This is a genomic window from Sphingomonas sp. TREG-RG-20F-R18-01, assembly GCF_022662475.1.
In the GTDB taxonomy this organism is placed as follows: Bacteria; Pseudomonadota; Alphaproteobacteria; order Sphingomonadales; family Sphingomonadaceae; genus Sphingomonas.
Genome location: NZ_JAKNQQ010000002.1, coordinates 733,041 through 751,917 on the forward strand (window position 1 = coordinate 733,041; position 18,877 = coordinate 751,917).

The following is an 18,877-nucleotide window of genomic DNA, read 5'->3' on the forward strand; positions in this document are numbered from 1 at the left end:
TCGCCACGGGAAATGTGATGAAGATCGGAGTGGTGGCCCCCGCGCGGGGCATCGACGCGGCGCTCGCGGCGCGCGCGCAGGGGCTTGCGGCGGTGGTCGCGCCCGAGGTCGATCTGGTCGTCCACCCGCAATGTTTCGTGTCGGACGGGCATTTCGCCGGGTCGGACGCGGTGCGGACGGCGGCCTTCGTCGAGCTAGCGAACGATCCGACGATCGATGCGATCTGGTTCGCGCGCGGCGGCTATGGCTCTAACCGGATCCTGCAGGCCGCGATCCCCGCGCTTGGCGCGGCGGCGCGGCGCAAGACCTATCTCGGTTTCTCGGACATGGGGTTCCTGCTCGGGGCGCTCTATGCCGCGCGGATCGGGCAGCCCGTCCATGGGCCGATGGTCTCCACGGCCGGCAGCGGAGACGGCGGGATCGGGTTCAGCCGCGCGCTGTTGTGGCTGACCAGGAAGGACCGATCGGTCCTGGAACCCGGGCTGGACGGGCGCCCCGCAGCGGCGTTCAACCTCGCGATCCTGACCGGGTTGATCGGGTCGCCGTGGCTGCCAGACCTGACGGACCACGTCCTGATCGTGGAAGAAGTATCCGAGCCGCTGTACCGGATCGACCGCATGTTGTTCACCATGGCGCATGCGACGCAGCTGAAGGGGATCGCCGGGGTACGGCTCGGGCAGATCACCGAGGTGCAGGCGAACGAACCGGTGTGGGGCGAGACGATCGAGACGATGATCACGCGCTGGTGCGGCGAAATGCGCGTGCCGTATTTGGGACGCGCCGAGATCGGTCATTATCGCGGCAATCGTGTGGTGCCGTTCGGCGTCGCCTAACGCAAAAAAGATTCCTCCGCGCCGCGTCCGGCGACCCCGCTTTCTATGATGGAGGCAGCGTGGCGTCGCACGCCATCAACAGCGTGAGGATTTCTTATGAACTGGTTCCGGGCTGATGCGCCTATCCGTATGAAAATGTTGGTGTCTTACGGAATTTTCGTGGCGTTGCTGGGCGTGACGACACTGGCGACCGCGCTTGCGTCGCCGTCGGTTGCATTGTGGGTCGCGCTCGGCGCGACTGGCGTGGGCGCCGTTCTCGCGCATCTGTTCCGGGAAGCGGTCTGCGTCCCCTATGTTTCGACGGTGGTGCGCATGGAGGGTCTTGCTGCGGGTGACCTCGATACCCCGATCGCCTTTACCGACTATAAGGATTGCGTCGGACGGATGACCAAGGCGATGCACACGTTCCGCGCGACCGCGCAGGAGCAGATCTCGCTCAATGCAGAATCGCAGCGCAATTCCGAGATCGTCCAGCGCATGTCCGAAAACTTCGCGCGGATGTCGAATTGCGACCTGACCGCCGATATCGTCGAGGACTATCCCTCAGTGTATCAGCCGCTCAAGACCGCGTTCAACGAGGCGCTTGCGAATTTGCGCACGCTGCTCGGCTCGGTGATGTCGAGCACCGGCAACATCCAAACCGGCTCGAGCGAAATCGCGCAGGCCGCGAGCGACCTTGCGCGCCGGACCGAAAGCAACGCGGCGAGCCTTGAGCAGACCGCCGCTGCGATCCAGCAGGTCGATGCGCGGCTGAAGGCGACAGCGCGCGCCGCGACGCAGTCGGTCGAGACGTCCGAGCAGGCGAAGACCGCAGTGCTCGAGGGTCGGTCGCGTACCGATGTCGCGGTCCAGGCGATGACTCGTGTGCTCGACAGCGCCAAGGGGATCGACGACGTGATCGAGGGGCTCGACAAGATCGCGTTCCAGACCCGCGTCCTCGCAATGAACGCAGCGGTGGAAGCGGGTCGGGCCGGTGATGCCGGACGCGGCTTCGCGGTGGTCGCGGATCTCGTCAGCGCGCTGGCGATGCGCGCGGAGGAAGAGGCCAAGCGCGCGCGGGACCAGTTGAGTGTGACCCGCCTCGACATCGGTGCGGCGGTGGATGCGGTGCAGGAAGTCGACAGCGCGTTCGGCGTCATCCTGACCTCGGGCGAGCAGGCGGCACGCCTTGCCGAGCAGATCGCCAACGACAATGCGGCGCAAGCGAGCGCGATCAGCGAAGTCAGCAGCGCCGTGCATGAAATGGATACTTCGACCCAGCAGAATGCGGCGATGGTCGAGCAGACCTCGGCGGCGGCGCGCAACCTGACCGATGAGGTCGTCCAGCTCGCGTCGCAGGCGGACCGGTTCCAGGTCGAGCCCGCGCGGCGTGCCTATGCCTGAACGGACAGGGCGTTGCCGATAGCGGGGAGGGGCGCGCCGGGCGTGCCCCTTTTCGCGTGCCGGGGGCACCGATTCCACGACAGGGTGACGGATCGCGCGCGCTTGCCTATATCGGCGCACCCGGCTTAAGCCGCGGCTTCCATCCATCACGGAAAGTCCTTGTCCTCATGTCCGCGCTGTTCCGCATCTCGCTACCCGACGGTTCCGTCCGCGAGGTAGCCCCGGGGACTACGCCTGCGGACATCGCTGCGGCGATCGGTCCGGGTCTCGCCAAGGCGGCGATCGCCGCGCGCGTCGATGGCGAGCTTCGCGACATCATGCGCCCGTTCGATGGCGACAGCGCGCTCGCGCTGGTCACCGCCCGCGACGAAGCGGATGCGCTCGAACTCGCGCGGCACGATCTCGCGCATGTCATGGCGGAAGCGGTGCAGCACCTGTTCCCCGGCACGCAGATCACCTTCGGCCCGGCGACCGACGACGGCTTCTATTACGACTTCGCGCCGAAGGACCGGCCCTTCACCGACGACGACCTGCCCGCGATCGAAGCGGAAATGCGCGCGATCATCGGCCGCAACGAGCCGTTCGTCCGCGAAGTGTGGAGCCGCGAGCAGCTGATCGAGACATGGAAGACGCAGGGCGAGACGTTCAAGGCGGAATGGGCCGCCGAGCTGCCCGATGGCGAGGAACTGACGATCTACCGTCAGGGCAAGTGGCTCGACATGTGCCGCGGCCCGCACATGGTCTCGACCGGCAAGCTCGACCCGAACGCGTTCAAGCTGACGCGCGTGTCGGGTGCCTATTGGCGCGGCGACCAGAAAAACGCGATGCTCAGCCGCATCTACGGCACCGGCTGGCTCAACAAGAAGCAGCTCGACGCGCATCTGACGATGCTCGAGGAAGCGGGCAAGCGTGACCATCGCAAGATCGGGCAGGAAATGGACCTGTTCCATCTCCAGTCCGAGGCGCAGGGCTCGGTCTTCTGGCACCCCAAGGGTTTCATCCTGTGGCGTCAGCTCGAGGCGTACATGCGCCGCCGGCTCGACGCGGCAGGCTATGCCGAGGTCAAGACCCCGCAGCTGATGGACGCGCGCCAGTGGGAGCAGTCGGGCCATTGGGGCAAATATCGCGAGAATATGTTCGTGGTGCCCGACGAGATTCCCAACACCGAGGATGACGCCGCGGTGTTCAGTGGCACCGCCGACCTGATGGCGCTGAAGCCGATGAACTGCCCCGCGCACGTGCTGATTTTCCGCCAGGGGATCAAATCGTATCGCGACCTGCCGATCCGCATGGCCGAATTCGGCTGCTGCCACCGCAACGAGCCGCACGGCGCGCTCCACGGCATCATGCGCGTCCGCCAGTTCACGCAGGACGACGCGCATATCTTCGTCCGCGAGGACCAGCTGGTTGAAGAGGTCCAGCAGTTCTGCGAGCTGCTCGACAGCGTGTACCGCGACCTCGGGTTCGAGGATTATGCGGTCAAGTTGGCGCTGCGCCCCGAGAAGCGGTTCGGCACCGAGGAAATGTGGGACCAGTCCGAGGACGAGCTACGCAAGGCGGTGCTCGGCTCCAACCTCAGCGACTCGATCAAGGCGAAGTTCGAGGAATTGCCGGGCGAGGGGGCCTTCTATGCGCCCAAGCTCGAATTCCACCTGACCGACGCGATCGGGCGGACGTGGCAGGTCGGCACGATCCAGTCAGACCGCGTGCTACCCGAGCGACTCGACGCTTCGTATGTCGGCGCCGACGGCGAACGCCATCGCCCGATCATGCTCCACCGCGCGATTCTGGGGACGTTCGAACGTTTCATCGGCATCCTGATCGAGCATCACGCCGGACGCTTCCCGCTGTGGCTGTCGCCGGTGCAGGCGGTGGTCGCGACGATCGTGTCGGATGCAGACGATTATGCGCGCCAGGTTGCCGAGAAGCTCAAGGCGGCGGGAATCCGGGTCGAGACCGACCTGCGCAACGAGAAGATCAACTACAAGGTGCGCGAGCATTCGCTGGCGAAGGTCCCGAACCTGCTCGTCGTCGGCAAGCGCGAAGCCGAGGAAGGCAAGGTCGCGCTGCGCCAGCTGGGCAGCGAGCGGCAGCAATTCCTGACGCTCGACGACGCGATCGCGATGCTGACCGAGGCCGCCAAGGCCCCGGACCTGTAACCGGCTCCTTCTTAGCCCCTCCCCTTTAGGGGAGGGGTTGGGGTGGGGCAGTATCAGGCGCCACGCTCGGTGAGACACTTCCCCACCCCCAGCCCCTCCCCTGAAGGGGAGGGGAGTCTTGCAGCGCGAAAACACCCCCTGCCCGGATCGTCACATCCTACACGACCGCATCTTTCGTTTTCCCCCGAAAACCCCTATATACACCTGTCAACAACCAGAGGAGCTACACCTATCCGACCCCCGATGAACCGCCAGGCGCCGCCGATGAATGGCCCTCGCTTCAATGAATTCATCCAGTCCGCCAAGGTCCGCGTGATCGACCAGGACGGCGAGAACCTTGGCGTGATGTACACGCGCGAGGCGATGGAGCAGGCGCGCGAGGTCGGTCTCGACCTGGTCGAGGTGTCGCCCAACGCCGATCCGCCCGTCGCCAAGTTCCTCGATGTCGGCAAGTTCAAGTACGAGGCGCAGAAAAAGGCGAACCTCGCGCGCAAGTCGCAGAAGACGCAGGAGATCAAGGAGATCAAGATGCGTCCGAACATCGATGACCACGATTACGACACCAAGATGAAGAAGGTGCTCGAGTTCATCGACGAAGGCGACAAGGTCAAGATCACGCTCCGCTTCCGCGGCCGCGAGCTCAGCCACGGCCAGCTCGGCATGGCGCTGCTCCAGCGCGTCCAGGCCGACGTGACCGAGACCGCCAAGGTCGAGGCCTATCCGCGCATGGAAGGCCGTCAGATGCTGATGGTCCTCGCGCCGAAGTAACGCCCGATGTGCTTCCCCGGCGACGGCCGGGGCCCAGCAGGACCGGTGGGTGTTGAAGGCGCAACGCCTTTTACCACGACCTGCGCAACTGGGCCCCGGCCGTCGCTGGGGAGGCCGCATCGTAAGCTACGCTGCCTCCACCAGCCGCTCCCCCGCCGCAGCACCTAGCAGGCGGCGCTCGATCGTGCGCAACCGACTTCCGGCACCGATCTTCTCGCCCGTTAGGTCGGTAAGATAGAACGTATCGACCGCGCGCTCGCCGTACGTTGCGACATGCGCCGAATGGATCGTCACCTTCGACTGGAACAGTGCGTGCGCGAGTTGGTGCAACAGCGCGGGCCGGTCGCGCGCGTTGACCTCAATGACGGTAAACCGGTTCGACGCCTTGTTGTCGATCAATACGTTGGGAGCGATCGGAAAGGCTTCCGCACGCGTCCGCACCAGCGGTTTCGCCAGCAGGCGCTCGACCAGCTTGACCCGGTTGGCGAGCGCGTCCTCGATCGCCTTCTTGAGCCGCACCAGCTGCCCCGCCTCGTCGAACGGACGGCCCATCGGATCCTGCACCAGGAAATTGTCGAGCGCCATGCCGTCGCGCGTCGTATGGATCCGCGCGTCGATGATGTTCCCCCCGGCAATGCTGATCGCACCTGCGATCCGATAGAACAACCCGGGATGATCCGCGGCATAGACCGTCACCAGCGTCGCGCCGCGCTCGGGATAGACCCGCGCCGCAATCGCCAGGGCGGTCTCACCGGCCTGCGCGATCAGCGCGGCATTGTCGGCGATCACGTCCTCGGGCTCGGCGACCCAATAGGGTTCGGGCAGTTTCGCGACGAGCGATCCGAACCTCGCATCGTCCCACCCCAACGTCTCGCGCAGCGCGCTCTGCTTCGCGGCGATCCGTTCGGTCCGGCCCTTCTGCTTGTGGCCAAGCCGCAGCACTTCCTCGCCCGATTCGTACAAATCGGCGAGCAACTGGCGTTTCCAGCCGTTCCACACCCCGGGTCCGACCGCGCGGATGTCGACCACGGTCAGCACCAGCAATAGCCGCAACCGCTCGGGACTTTGAACGACGGCAGTGAAATCGAGGATCGTCTTGAAATCGGACAGGTCGCGCTTGAAGGCGGTCGCGGACATCAGCAAATGCCAGCGGACGAGCCACGCGACCGTCTCGGTCTCCGCCGGGCTCAACCCCAGCCGCGGTGCAAGCCGTTCGGCGACCTCCGCGCCAAGGATCGAATGGTCGCCGCCGCGCCCCTTGGCGATATCGTGGCACAGCACCGCGACATACAGCGCGCGGCGCGAGACGATCTGCTTGAGCAGCGCGGCACACAGCGGGTGATCGGCATCGAGCTCACCGCGCTCGATCCGCGCGAGCAGCCCGATCGCGCGGATCGTATGCTCGTCGACGGTGTAGTGATGATACATGTCGAACTGCATCTGCGCGACGACGCGGCCGAAATCGGGAACGAAGCGCCCGAACACGCCTGTCTCGTTCATCCAGCGCAGCACCGTCTCAGGGTCGCGGCGGCTGGTCAGCACGTCGAGGAACAACGCGTTCGCGGTCGGGTCCTGCCGGATCTCGTCGGCAAGCTTCGCGTCGCGCGACGCCGCGCGCATCGCCAGCGGATGGATCTCGAGCCCATGCTTGTCCGCAAGCGCGAACAGCTCGATCAGCCGGACCGGCTTCTCTGCCAGGAAATCGTCCGAGGGCAGCGCGAGCCGCCCGCGCACCAGCGTGAACCCGTTGAGCTTACGCGGCGAGCGCCGCAGCACCGGGAAACCGAAACGCCGCCCGCGCGCCGCGAACTTTTCGTCAAGATGCGCGAGGAACACCCCCGTCAGGTCGCCCGCGGTGCGCGCCTGGAGGAAGTAATAATGCATGAACCGCTCGACCTTGGACTTGCCCGGGCGGTCGGCGAAGCGCATCCGCTCGGCAATCTCGCGCTGGAGGTCGAAAGTCAGGCGGTCCTCGGCGCGACCCGAAATCGCGTGGAGGTGGCAGCGCACCGCCCACAGGAAATTCTCGGCGCGGTGGAACTGGCGATATTCGTCGCGACTGAGCAGACCCGCCTCGACCAGTTCGCCCGGCTCGGTGACGTTATACGCGTATTTGCCGATCCAGAAGAGCGTGTGCAGGTCGCGCAGCCCGCCCTTGGCCTCCTTGACGTTGGGCTCGACGACATAGCGTGTGTCGCCCATCTTGTGGTGCCGCACGTCCCGCTCGGCGAGCTTGTCCGCGATGAACTGGCGCGCGGTATCGGCCTGGACCTCCGCCTTGAAGCGATGCGCGGCCTCGTCGTACAGCGGCTGGTCGCCCCACACGTAGCGCGCCTCCAGCAAGGCGGTGCGGATCGTCACGTCGCTCTTCGCCTGCCGCACCATTTCGTCGAGCGACCGGCTGCTGTGCCCGATTTTCAGCCCCAGGTCCCACAGTGCATAGAGCATCGTCTCGATCACCTGCTCGGCCCAGGGCGGCTGCTTGCCCGGGGTGAGAAACCCGACGTCGATGTCCGAATAGGGCGCCATCTCGCCGCGGCCATAGCCGCCGACCGCGATGATCGTGATCCGCTCAGCGGCGGTGGGGTTGCTGACCGGGTAGACTCGCTGGACCGTGAAATCATAGAGCAACCGGAGCAATTGATCGGTCAGGAACGCCTGGCCAGCCGCGGCCTCGAGCCCACGCGAGGGATGCTCGACCAGTCGCCGCCCGATCTCCGCGCGGCCAGCGTCGAGCGCCTGTTTGAGCAGCAGCGTCGCGGCGGCGCGGAGCGCGGTACGGTCGCCGTCCAGCGCGGCGAGGGCATCGGCGACGGTGCGGCGGTCGATGATCGAACGCCGTTGCGGCAGAGATTCGAAACGGGGGGGCATTCCCGCTAGATAGGATGTGCGCCGGGGAACGTCACGCGGCTTGACGGACTTGCGCGCTTCGCCAAGGCTGATCGACATGACCAGACATCCGCGTCGCCAGATCGTCCAGTTGGGCGGGTTTCCCGCGGTGAAGACCGGCGCGCCGTCGCCCTATGACGATCTCTATTACTGGGTGATGGAGATGAGCTGGCCGTGGTTCATCGCGCTCGTCTCGGCGAGCTTCGTCGCGATCAACCTGGTGTTCGGGACGATCTACGCGCTGCTCCCCGGTGCGATCGGGACGATGGCGCCGGGGTCGGTGGTCGACGGCTTCTTCTTCTCGGTCGATACGCTGGGGACGGTCGGCTATGGCGTGATGGCACCGGTGACCCGCCTGGGCCATGCGATCGCCGCGGTCGAGATCCTGATCGGGCTGTTCTTTTCCGCGACGATCACCGGGCTGATCTTCGCGCGCTTCGCCCGACCGCGCGAGAGCCTGATCTTCAGCGACGTCGCGGTGATCGGGCGCTATCAGGGCAAGCGTGCGTTGATGGCGCGGATCGCGTCGAAACGCTCGCGCCCGCTGGCGGATGCGACCGCGCAGATGAGCTGGCTCGAGCTGGTTCATGTCGGGGACGGCCGTACCTTCCGGCGGATGACGGAACTGCCCCTGGTACGGAACCAGAACCCGATGCTCGGGCTGGCGTGGACGCTGGTGCATATCCTGGACGACGACAGCCCGGTGCTGGACGCGCTCGCCAACGGTACCGAGCGATTCATCCTGACGCTGTCGGTGAGCGGGATCGACACGCTGCTGGCAAGCCAGTCGCTGGGGGGCAAACGCTATGGGCGCGAGACGATCCTGGTCGACCATGAGTTCGTCGACGTCATCAGCGACGACAATGGCACGACGCATCTCGACCTGCGGTTGCTGCACGATACCGTGCCGATCGGGGATGCGGTGCTGACGATCGGGTCGGCGTGACCGCGCGCGCATGTTTGGGAGCAAGGCGTGGGATGCGGCCGTGGACCCTGGGTGGTCAGGGAGTGGCATGACCGATACGCGCTCCGACGCCCCGCTCGACCGACCAATCTGGCATAGTCTGACCGGACGCCATGCCGCGCTCGCGCTTGGGGATTCGCGCGCGGTGCGGTTCAGGCCCGACGTCAACCTGTTCGGCGCCGCGGCGGATGAGTCGCCCGAGGCGTTGGACGCGCTTGCCGGGTTGATAGCGGAGGGCGGGACGCTCGGACTGCTTGGCGTCGGCGCGGCGGCGCCGCTTCCCGGGACAGTCGTGGTGTCGGAGCGGCGGCTGAACCAGATGGTTGCGACCCGGCTGAACCGCGCCGCCCGCGCGGTGGAGATCGTGCCGCTGGGGGATGCCGATGCGGGCGAAATGCTCGACCTTGCGACGCTCACCGCGCCGGGGCCGTTCTTCGCGAAGACGCATCTGCAGGGGGGCTATATCGGCGTGCGGCGCGGCGGGCGGCTGGTCGCGATGGCGGGCGAGCGGATGAAGGTGCCGGGGTTCAGCGAGATCAGCGCGGTGTGCACGCATCCGGATTATCGCGGGCAGGGCTTCGCGCGGGCGTTGATGGAAGCTGTGCTCGTACCGCTGCTGGAGCGCGGGGAGGGGGTGTTCCTGCACAGTTACGCCGACAACCCTGCGGTGGCGCTGTATCGCGCGCTGGGGTTCGAGGTGCGGCGCGAGATGACCTATACCGTGGTGGCGCGGGGGTGAATTGCCCCGGTGGGTAAGGCGGGCGGCTTCCATAAGGGCGCTTCCCCGGCGAAGGCCGGCAACTGTGTGACAGTCATGCTTTCGCGAAGGGGCTTTGTGCTCTGACGATGGCGTTGAGGGTGGTCAGCAGCTTTCGAGCGAGCGCGATCAGGGCAAGCTTAGGCGGCTTGCCGGCGTCTCGCAGGCGTTGGTGGAAATCGCCGAGGATGGTTTTGGAGCGCGCCGCGGTCAGCGCGGCCATGTAGAGCGCCTGCCGTACGCGGGTCCGTCCGCCGCGGACAGAACGCTTGCCGCGGAAGGCGCCGCTGTCGTTGTTGAACGGAGCGAGACCGGCGAGACCGGCGAGCGCGGCGATCGGCTTGGCAGAGATGCTACCCAGTTCAGGCAGTTGGGCAAGCAGGACGGTAGCGGCGACGGGCCCGATGCCGGGGACCGAGCGGAGCAGTGCTGCATCGTGTGCGAGTGGCGGCGTGGTGCGCACGAGCTCGGCGATCGCGTGGTCCAGCTGAGTGACCGCTTGATCGAGCCAGGCGAGATGCGCGTCGAGCGATTCGACGAGAAGCGGATCGTCCAGTTCGCCGCGCCGGGTGCGCTCTTGCTTGCGCATCGCGACGAGCTGGTCGCGCCGCCGGCTGAGCCCGGCAAGCGCGCTGCGGGCGGGATCATCGGGTGGGCAGGGGCGCGGCGCGAGGCGCTGACCGAGCTCGGCGAGCATGCGCGCGTCGATCGCATCGGTCTTGGCCCGCTTGCCCGTGGCGCGCGCAAAGTGGCGCGCCTGCTCGGGATTAACGCGGGCATGCACGACGTCCGCCTCGGCCAGCGCGCGGCGTAGCGTGCCGTCATAGTGGCCGGTCGCCTCGAGCACGACCAGACAGTCGCGCCCCGTCAGCGCCTGCGCCAGCGTGGTCACTTCCGGCGCGGTATTGGCGATCCGTCGCGTCGTCGCGTCGCGCGAATCATAAACGTCGAGATGATGCTTGGAGATATCGATTCCGAGCGTATACGGGTGTAGTGTCATGATGCCTGTCCCCGTGATGCGAGGTCTGGTGGTGCAGCCTCGTGCAACTGTTCAGGTACACGTCCAACGCGGGCGGGGAACCGAGCCAGACTACGGTATCGTGTGTACCAGGGGCCCAACGGTCTCCCGCCCGCACCCTTCATGCCACAGTTTCCACATACGGGGGCCCAGGAGCAGAACGCCGATTGTTCGCGCGTTGCGCCCCGTTGGCAAAACGCCCGCAACTGGGCCCCGGCCTTCGCCGAAGAAGTAACCGGGGAACCATGCTACCCCCGCGCCAACCCCTTCAACCGGTATAGTGTCTCCAGCGCCTCGCGCGGCGTCAGCGCATCCACATCCAGCGCCTCCACCTCGGCGCGGATCGCGTCGCATTCCTCTTCCTCCGCCTCGATCGCGGCGGCGAACAGCGGCAGGTCGTCGAGCCCCGCCGCCAGCCCGCCGGTTTTGGCACGCCCCGCCTCGAGCTTCGCCAGCACCGCCTTGGCGCGCGCGATCGTCACCGGCGGCAACCCCGCGAGCCGCGCCACCGCCAGCCCGTAGGAGCGGTCCGCCGGCCCCTCGGACACTTCGTGCAACAGCACCAGCTCGCCCTTCCATTCGCGCGCGCGGACGTGGTGGAGCGTCAGCGCCTCGCACCGCTCCGCCAGCCGGGTCAGCTCGTGATAATGCGTCGCGAACAGGCAGCGGCAGCGATTGTCGTCATGGATCGCCTCGACCACCGCCCAGGCGATCGCGAGACCGTCATAGGTGGACGTCCCGCGCCCCACCTCGTCGAGGATGACGAAGCTGCGCGGGGTCGCCTGCGCGAGGATCGCGGCGGTCTCGACCATCTCGACCATGAAGGTCGAGCGCCCGCGCGCGAGATTGTCCGATGCGCCGACCCGGCTGAACAGGCGATCGACCAGCCCCAAGGTCGCCGCTGTCGCGGGGACGAAGCTCCCCGCCTGCGCGAGCACCGCGATCGCGGCGTTCTGGCGCAGGAAGGTCGATTTGCCGCCCATGTTGGGCCCGGTGACGAGCCATAGCCGCGAATCCTCCGACAGGCGGCAGTCATTGGCGACGAACCGCTCGCCGCGTTTCGCCAGCGCATCCTCGACCACCGGGTGACGCCCGCCGGTGATGTCGAAACAGGCGTGGTCGACCAGCTCGGGCCGCGCCCAGCCGCCTTCGCAACCGCGCTCGGCGAGCGCCGCCGCGACATCGAGCCGCGCGAGCGCGTCGGCGGTCGCCGCGATCGCCTCGCGCCGGTCGAGCGCGGCGGCGACGAGATCCTCGAGATGCGCCGCCTCCGCCGCGAGCGCATGGGCACCCGCCTGCGTCACCTTGGCCGCGACCTCGTGGAGCTCGGGCGCGTTGAAGCGCACCGCGCCCGCCATCGTCTGGCGGTGGATGAACCCGCTGTCGGGCTTCATCAGGCCGTCTGCCGAGCGTGCGGGAACTTCGATATGATAGCCGAGCACGCCGTTGTGGCGGATCTTGAGCTGCGCCACCCCGGTCCGCGCGCGGAAATCCGCCTCGAGCGCGGCAATCGCGCGCCGCCCGCCCGCGCCCGCATCGCGCAGATCGTCAAGCGCGGCGTCATAGCCCGCCGCGATATAACCGCCGTCCGACGCATCGATCGGCGGCGCGGGGACCAGCGCGCGCGTCAGCAGGTCGATCAGCGCGCCATGCCCGCGCAGCCGCGGGGCAAGGTCGGTGAGCAATGCCGGGGGCGCAGCGATCCCGCCCAGCCGCTCGCCGAGCCGCCATGCGCCGTCGAGCCCGTCGCGCAACTGTCCGAGATCGCGCGGCGAACCGCGCCCCGCAGCGAGCCGCCCGAGCGCGCGGCCGATATCCGCCATGCTGCGGAGCGTCCCCCGAAGCGACTCGCGCAATCCCCCGTCATGGGTCAGCAACGCGACCAGATCGAGCCGCGCCTCGATCGGTCCGCGCGCCATCAGCGGTGCGCCGATGTCCGCGCCGAGCAGCCGCGCGCCCGCCGCAGTGACGGTCCGGTCGATCGAGTCGAGCAGGCTGCCCTTGCGTGTGCCGGTGGTGGTCTGGGTCAGTTCGAGGCTCTCGCGCGTCGCGGCGTCGATCGCCATGTGCTGCGCGCTCGCACCAAGCCGGGGCGGGCGGAGGAACGGCATCGCGCCCTTGGCGGTATGGTCGAGATAGGCGACGAGGCCCCCCGCCGCCGATAGCGCGGCGCGGTCGAACTGCCCGAACCCGTCGAGCGTCGCGACCGCGTAGAGCGCCTTGAGCCGCGCCTCGCCACGCGCGCTGTCGAACTCGGCGCGCGGGCGGAGCATCGTGGCGAGATCGGCAAAGTGGCTATCGTCGCACACGATCGTCTCGGCGGGGGCGAGGCGGGCGATCTCGGCGCCCAGCCCGGCGGCGTCGCAGGCGATCAGCTCGAACCGGCCGGTCGAGATATCGGCGGCGGCGATCGCGACTCCGCCGCCCGCCTCGCCGATCGCGACGCACCAATTGGCGGTGCGCGCGTCGAGCAAAGCTTCCTCGGTCAGCGTGCCCGCTGTCACCAGCCGGACAATTGCACGTGAAACCAATGTCTTACCGCTACGCTTCTTGGCCTCGGCGGGGCTTTCGGTCTGCTCGGCGATCGCGACGCGGTGCCCCGCCTTGATCAGTCGCGCGAGATAGCCGTCGGCGGCATGGACCGGCACGCCGCACATCGGGATCGGCACGCCGAGATGCTCGCCGCGCGCGGTCAGCGCGATGTCGAGGCAGGCGGCGGCGATCTTGGCGTCCTCGAAGAACAGTTCGAAGAAATCGCCCATCCGGTAGAACAACAGGCAATCCGCCGCCTCCGCCTTGAGCGCGAGATATTGCGCCATCATCGGCGTGGGGGCGGGGGAGGTCGGGGCAGGGGCGGGAGAAGCGGCGGGCATTGCCGCTGGGTAGCGAAGAAACCGCCGCGCGTCATGGTGTGGATGCACGAGGGATCCCAGAGCGGGGTCTTTCTCCTTCCGTCATGCTGAACTTGTTTCAGCATCCACCGCGCAACGGGCTCGGACCGCCTTTGCGGAACGGTGGACCCTGAAACGAGTTCAGGGTGACGCCGGTTGGGTGTGACCATCCGGCGCCCCTTCCACGCTCACCCGCCGTTGAGCATCCCGAACACCGCATCGTACCGCCCCTCGCGTTCGGCATCGCGCAGGAACTTGACGCGCTCTACGGTATTCTCCGGCCCCGCCGGGTTCGCCTCGAGCAGCGCCATCGTCTCGGCGATATACGCATCGAGCGGCATCGAATTGGGGTTGGTCGCCTGTCCCGGCATCAGGTCGGTCGCGACCGCTGGCGGCGCGATCTCGATCACGTCGATCCCGAGCCCCGCCACCTGCGACCGCAGCGACTGCGACCAGCTGTGGATCGCCGCCTTGGTCGCGGAATAGGTCGGCGTGACGACCAGCGGCACGAACGCCAGCCCCGACGACACCGTCAGGATCGCCGCATCCGCCTGTTTGCGCAGCTGTGGGAGCAGCGCGGCGGTCAGCCGGATCGGGCCGAGCAGGTTGGTCGCGATCATCGCCTCGGCGTCGGCGAGGTCATAGCGCTCGGCCGCCATGTTCTCGGGCCGCATGATCCCGGCATTGTGGACCACGACGTTGAGCGCCGGATGATCGGCGACGATCCGCGCCGCAAAGCGGGTGATGTCGGCTGCGTCCGCGACGTCGAGCAAGGCGGTCGCGATCCCCGGCAGGTCGCGCGCCAGCGCCTCCAGCGGTTCCGCCCTGCGCCCGGCGACGATGACGTGGTTGCCGCGTGCGTGAAACTGTTCGGCGAGCGCCCGGCCGATGCCCGACCCGCCGCCGGTGATGAGAATGGTGTTGTCGGTCATCTTCATGCTGCTTCTCCTGCCCCCGAGTGGCCAGCCGCAAATATGACGTGTACTCTCCAACGGAAAGTAGGCACCGCAATGTATGGTACTTACCGAGAGGAAACCGAGTGGCCGTCTCGCATGACTATCCGCAAGATCTCGACCCCCGGATCGAGGCGCTCGTCACCGAGGTGATCGGGCGCGTCGCGGACAAATGGACGATGATCACGCTGGAAGTGCTGACCGAGCACGGCGAACTGCGTTTCTCGCGGATCGCGCAGCTGGTCGAAGGGATCAGCCAGAAGATGCTCACCCAGACGCTCCGCCAGATGGAGCGGGACGGGCTGGTGATCCGGACGATTCATCCGGTGATCCCGCCCAAGGTCGAATACCGCCTGACCGATCTCGGACTCACGCTGGCCGAGGCCTTCTGCGGGGTGTGGGCGTGGGCGGCGCAGAATGTCGACCGGATCACCGCGGCGCGCGCCGCCTTCGACAGCCGTAGCGTCGACTAGAGGCGTTCCCATCCAGCCAAAGTCTGCTTAAGGCTGCCCCAATCAGGAGTGCGTCCCCCATGTCCGAAGAATCGAACGTCCAGTTTTCCGAGCGCGAAGCGCTGTTGTTCCACTCGGAGGGACGCCCCGGCAAGATCGAGATCATCGCCTCCAAGCCGATGGCGACGCAGCGCGACCTCGCGCTCGCCTATTCGCCCGGCGTCGCGGTTCCCGTTCTGGCGATCGCCGCCGATCCGAGCCTTGCGTACGACTATACCGCCAAGGGCAACCTCGTCGCGGTCATCTCCAATGGCACCGCGATCCTCGGGCTGGGCAATCTCGGCGCGCTCGCGTCCAAGCCGGTGATGGAGGGCAAGGCGGTCCTGTTCAAACGCTTCGCCGACGTCGACGCGATCGACATCGAACTCAAGACCGAGGACCCCGACCGGCTGATCGACGCGATCGAGCTGATGGAGCCGAGCTTCGGCGGCATCAACCTCGAGGACATCAAGTCGCCCGAATGCTTCATCATCGAGCAGACGCTGCGCGCCAGGATGAACATCCCGGTGTTCCATGACGACCAGCACGGCACCGCAATCATCTGCGCGGCGGGCCTGATCAACGCGCTGTTCCTTACCGGCCGCGACATCAAGACCACCAAGGTCGTGATGAACGGCGCGGGCGCGGCGGCGATCGCCTGCGCCGAGCTGATCAAGACGATGGGCCTGCCCAGCGACCATCTCACAATGATCGACCTGGGCGGGGTGATCTACCAGGGTCGCGCGGACATCAACCAGTGGCAGTCGGCGCACGCCGTCAACACGACCAAGCGGACCCGCGCCGAGGCGCTCGACGGCGCCGACGTGTTCATCGGCGTTTCGGCGGCGGGCGCGCTGCCCGCGCACGAGCTGATGAAGATGGCGCCCAAACCGATCATCTTCGCTATGGCCAATCCCGATCCCGAGATCACCCCGCCCGAAGCCAAGGCGGCGCGACCCGATGCCATCATCGCGACCGGGCGTTCGGACTTCCCCAATCAGGTCAACAACGTCCTGTGCTTCCCGTTCATCTTCCGCGGCGCGCTCGACGTGCGCGCGACGACGATCAACGACGAGATGAAGCTCGCCGCCGCCCGCGCGCTGGCGGCACTCGCGCGCCAGCAGGTGCCCGAGGAAGTCGCGGTCGCGTACGGCGTGCACCACACCTTCGGCCCCGAATATATCATCCCGACGCCGTTCGATCCGCGGCTGATGGAGATCATCCCCGTCGCGGTCGCCAAGGCGGCGATGGATTCGGGCGTGGCGACCAAGCCGATCCTCGACCTCGAAGCGTATCGCGACAAACTGCGGGCGCGGCTCAACCCGACCACCTCGGTGCTGACGCTTGCCTATGAGGGCGCCAAGGCGCACCCCAAGCGCGTGCTGTTCGCTGAAGGCGAAGAGGAAGTCGTGCTGCGCGCGGCGATCGCGTTCAAGGATGGCGGCTACGGCACGCCGGTGCTGGTCGGGCGCGACGACGTGCCGGACCGGCTGCGTTCGCTCGGCGTCGCCGATCCCGACAGCTACGAGCTTCACAACAGCCGCAATTCGCCGCTCGTGCCGCGGATGGTCGATTTCCTGTACAACCGGCTCCAGCGGCGCGGCTACCTGCGGCGCGATTGCGAGCGGATGATCAACCAGGATCGCAACATCTTCGGCGCGGTCCTGCTCCAGCTCGGCGAGGCGGATGCGATGATCACCGGCATCACCCGCACCTATGCGCACACGATGCGCGAAGTCCGCCGCGTGATCGATCCGGCCGAGGGGCAGATTCCGTTCGGCATCCATCTGATGGTCGGGCAGAGCCACACCGTCTTCATGGCGGACACGACGATCAACGAGCGTCCGTCGGCCGAGGAACTCGCGGACATTGCCGAGCAGACTGCGCTGGTCGCACGCCGCATGGGCCATGAGCCGCGCGTCGCGTTCCTCAGCTATTCGACCTTCGGCAATCCGGAGGGCAATTGGCTCGAGAATATCCGCGCCGCGGTCGGCGTGCTCGACTCGCGTCAGGTCGGGTTCGAATATGAGGGCGAAATGGCCCCCGACGTGGCGCTCAACCCCAAGCAGCTCGCGAACTACCCGTTCGCGCGGCTGTCGGGGCCAGCCAACGTGCTGATCATGCCGGGGCTGCAGTCGGCCAATATCTCGGCCAAGCTGCTGCGCGAGCTCGGCGGCGATGCGGTGATCGGTCCGATGCTGGTGGGCATGGAGAAATCGGTCCAGATCGCGCCGATGACCTCGACCGCGAGCGAGCTCGTGACGCTCGCGGTGCTGGCGGCCGGCGGGATCGCGCGCTGAGCGAGCAGGCCGGGTTTCCCGGCGTGGCTCGAAACGCGCCGCGACGACAGGCTGCCGGGCGCGTCCCGGCAGCGGTTGCGCCGGGCCGGGCAGGACTTGGCCATCCCGCGTGACAGCCTGGTCCGTCGCACACCCTGTTTGATGTATAGAACATACATCCTTTGCTTGACGAATTGTTAAGACATGCCACTCTCCCCAATACGGTAAGAATTTTCTACAAACATGGCCGGGGGGCGAAGTGTATGAAGAAGAAAATCGCGCTGTTCTGCGGAGTTGCGTTCTTTGCGACGGCGAACGGGAATGCATCCACGATCAAGCTCGTCGATCAGGGTGGGGTGACCGGGTCTCCGGCGGCGCTGGGATTTGCCGTTGCCGCGGACTATTGGTCGAAGATGTTCACCAATACTGCGGTGATCAATCTCGACGTACAGTTTGGCCCGCTGGGACCGGGGATCATCGGATCGACTAGCAGTCGGGCGGTGGACTATACGGTGCAGAACTGGGAAAACGGGGTGCTCGCGACCAAGAGCAATTCCGCGATCGACGGCAATATCGTCCTGCCGACGTTGAAGGGGGGCGCTGCGACCTTCATTACCAACGGGGTCGATGCCACCGGCACGCAGAATGTCGGGGATGCCTATCAATACGTCACCGCCGGCCAGGTCTCGAGCACGGATTTGTCCCTGAACTCGTCGGTGGTCAAGGCGATCGGCGGCACCGTGGACACGCCGGGCGAAGCCGACGGCAGCGTGACCTTCAGCAGCAGCTTCGGGTTCGATTTCGATCCACGCGATGGCATCTCCGCCAACACCATCGACTTCATCGGCGTTGCGATCCACGAGATCGGCCATGCGCTCGGCTTTGTCTCGGGTGTGGACTATCCTGACGTTTATGGCTCCCCCAAAGGTCCTGGAGCGGGGGTGGTACCGTTCGATATCAATGACACGGCGTTGTTCAGCGCGCTCGACATGTTCCGATACAGCCGCGACCCGAACGGGCTGGTGCCCGGCAACGATCCCGTGCTCGACCTGACCGTCGGGGGCACGCCCTATTTCTCGGTCGACGGCGGGGCAACCGCGTTGTTCGGCAACAGCTTTGCGACCGGCCTCTACAATGGAGACGGCGACCAGGCGTCGCACTGGAAGGACACCGCGGGCTGTGCGGTCGGCAACGGCATCATGGATCCGACCTTCTGCTATTCGCAGACCGGTGCGGTGACCGGCCTCGACCTGGCCGCGTTCGACGCCATCGGCTGGAACCTCAGCGTCGATGCGCTGACCTATTCGACCGAGACGACGGGGCAAATCTATCAGAGCTATCTCGACACATTGGCGGTGCCCGAGCCGGCGACGTGGACCATGATGGTGGTGGGCTTTGGCATGCTCGGCGGTGCCGCGCGCCGCAGAAGCGGCCAACGCGTCGCGAGCGTCTGACGCGCAAGGCGAAACGGATTGCGACCCGTGCTGCCGCT

The 18,877-nt window shown here is 66.8% G+C and carries 13 protein-coding genes; 9 read left to right on the forward strand and 4 right to left on the reverse strand.

Annotated features, from left to right (window positions below):
- Positions 1–17: 17 nt before the first annotated feature.
- From L8K25_RS09050 to infC, 4 genes are all read left to right on the forward strand, one after another.
- Positions 18–833: an LD-carboxypeptidase gene (locus L8K25_RS09050; protein WP_242138536.1), complete on the forward strand. Its 816-nt coding sequence runs from the start codon at positions 18–20 to the stop codon at positions 831–833.
- A 135-nt stretch (positions 834–968) separates the two neighbouring features.
- Positions 969–2,216, forward strand: coding sequence for a methyl-accepting chemotaxis protein (locus tag L8K25_RS09055; RefSeq protein ID WP_242138757.1), 1,248 nt, complete (start codon positions 969–971; stop codon positions 2,214–2,216).
- A 167-nt stretch (positions 2,217–2,383) separates the two neighbouring features.
- Positions 2,384–4,375 carry a threonine--tRNA ligase gene (thrS, locus tag L8K25_RS09060; RefSeq protein WP_242138537.1) on the forward strand — a complete coding sequence of 664 codons (1,992 nt, stop codon included), beginning with the start codon at positions 2,384–2,386 and terminating at the stop codon, positions 4,373–4,375.
- A gap of 264 nt (positions 4,376–4,639) precedes the next feature.
- A complete protein-coding gene (infC, locus tag L8K25_RS09065; RefSeq protein WP_232283442.1) occupies positions 4,640–5,143 on the forward strand; it encodes a translation initiation factor IF-3 in 504 nt (167 codons plus the stop codon).
- A 126-nt stretch (positions 5,144–5,269) separates the two neighbouring features.
- Here infC and L8K25_RS09070 read toward each other — a convergent pair whose 3' ends face one another.
- A complete protein-coding gene (locus L8K25_RS09070; protein ID WP_242138758.1) occupies positions 5,270–8,014 on the reverse strand; it encodes a [protein-PII] uridylyltransferase in 2,745 nt (914 codons plus the stop codon).
- A 76-nt stretch (positions 8,015–8,090) separates the two neighbouring features.
- Here L8K25_RS09070 and L8K25_RS09075 point away from each other — a divergent pair, with 76 nt between their 5' ends.
- Together L8K25_RS09075 and L8K25_RS09080 are read left to right on the forward strand one after the other, a co-directional pair.
- A complete protein-coding gene (locus tag L8K25_RS09075; RefSeq protein WP_242138538.1) occupies positions 8,091–8,978 on the forward strand; it encodes an ion channel in 888 nt (295 codons plus the stop codon).
- Between the two features lie 67 nt (positions 8,979–9,045).
- A complete protein-coding gene (locus L8K25_RS09080) occupies positions 9,046–9,735 on the forward strand; it encodes a GNAT family N-acetyltransferase (RefSeq protein ID WP_242138539.1) in 690 nt (229 codons plus the stop codon).
- A gap of 73 nt (positions 9,736–9,808) precedes the next feature.
- Here L8K25_RS09080 and L8K25_RS09085 read toward each other — a convergent pair whose 3' ends face one another.
- From L8K25_RS09085 to L8K25_RS09095, 3 genes are all read right to left on the reverse strand, one after another.
- Positions 9,809–10,753 (reverse strand): IS110 family transposase, encoded by a 945-nt coding sequence (locus L8K25_RS09085; RefSeq protein ID WP_242138540.1) that lies wholly within the window; start codon positions 10,751–10,753, stop codon positions 9,809–9,811.
- 266 nt (positions 10,754–11,019) lie between these two features.
- Positions 11,020–13,593, reverse strand: a complete 2,574-nt coding sequence (gene mutS, locus L8K25_RS09090) for a DNA mismatch repair protein MutS (RefSeq protein ID WP_242138759.1) — start codon at positions 13,591–13,593, stop codon at positions 11,020–11,022.
- 257 nt (positions 13,594–13,850) lie between these two features.
- Complete coding sequence (locus L8K25_RS09095) at positions 13,851–14,600, reverse strand: SDR family oxidoreductase (protein WP_242138541.1); 750 nt, start codon at positions 14,598–14,600, stop codon at positions 13,851–13,853.
- 101 nt (positions 14,601–14,701) lie between these two features.
- Between L8K25_RS09095 and L8K25_RS09100 the strand changes: the two genes are divergently transcribed.
- From L8K25_RS09100 to L8K25_RS09110, 3 genes are all read left to right on the forward strand, one after another.
- Positions 14,702–15,088, forward strand: a complete 387-nt coding sequence (locus L8K25_RS09100) for a helix-turn-helix domain-containing protein (protein WP_242138542.1) — start codon at positions 14,702–14,704, stop codon at positions 15,086–15,088.
- Between the two features lie 59 nt (positions 15,089–15,147).
- Complete coding sequence (locus tag L8K25_RS09105; protein ID WP_242138543.1) at positions 15,148–17,406, forward strand: NADP-dependent malic enzyme; 2,259 nt, start codon at positions 15,148–15,150, stop codon at positions 17,404–17,406.
- A 242-nt stretch (positions 17,407–17,648) separates the two neighbouring features.
- The gene (locus tag L8K25_RS09110; protein WP_242138544.1) at positions 17,649–18,839 is read left to right on the forward strand and encodes an NF038122 family metalloprotease; all 1,191 of its coding nucleotides are present in this window, start codon (positions 17,649–17,651) and stop codon (positions 18,837–18,839) included.
- Positions 18,840–18,877 lie beyond the last annotated feature (38 nt).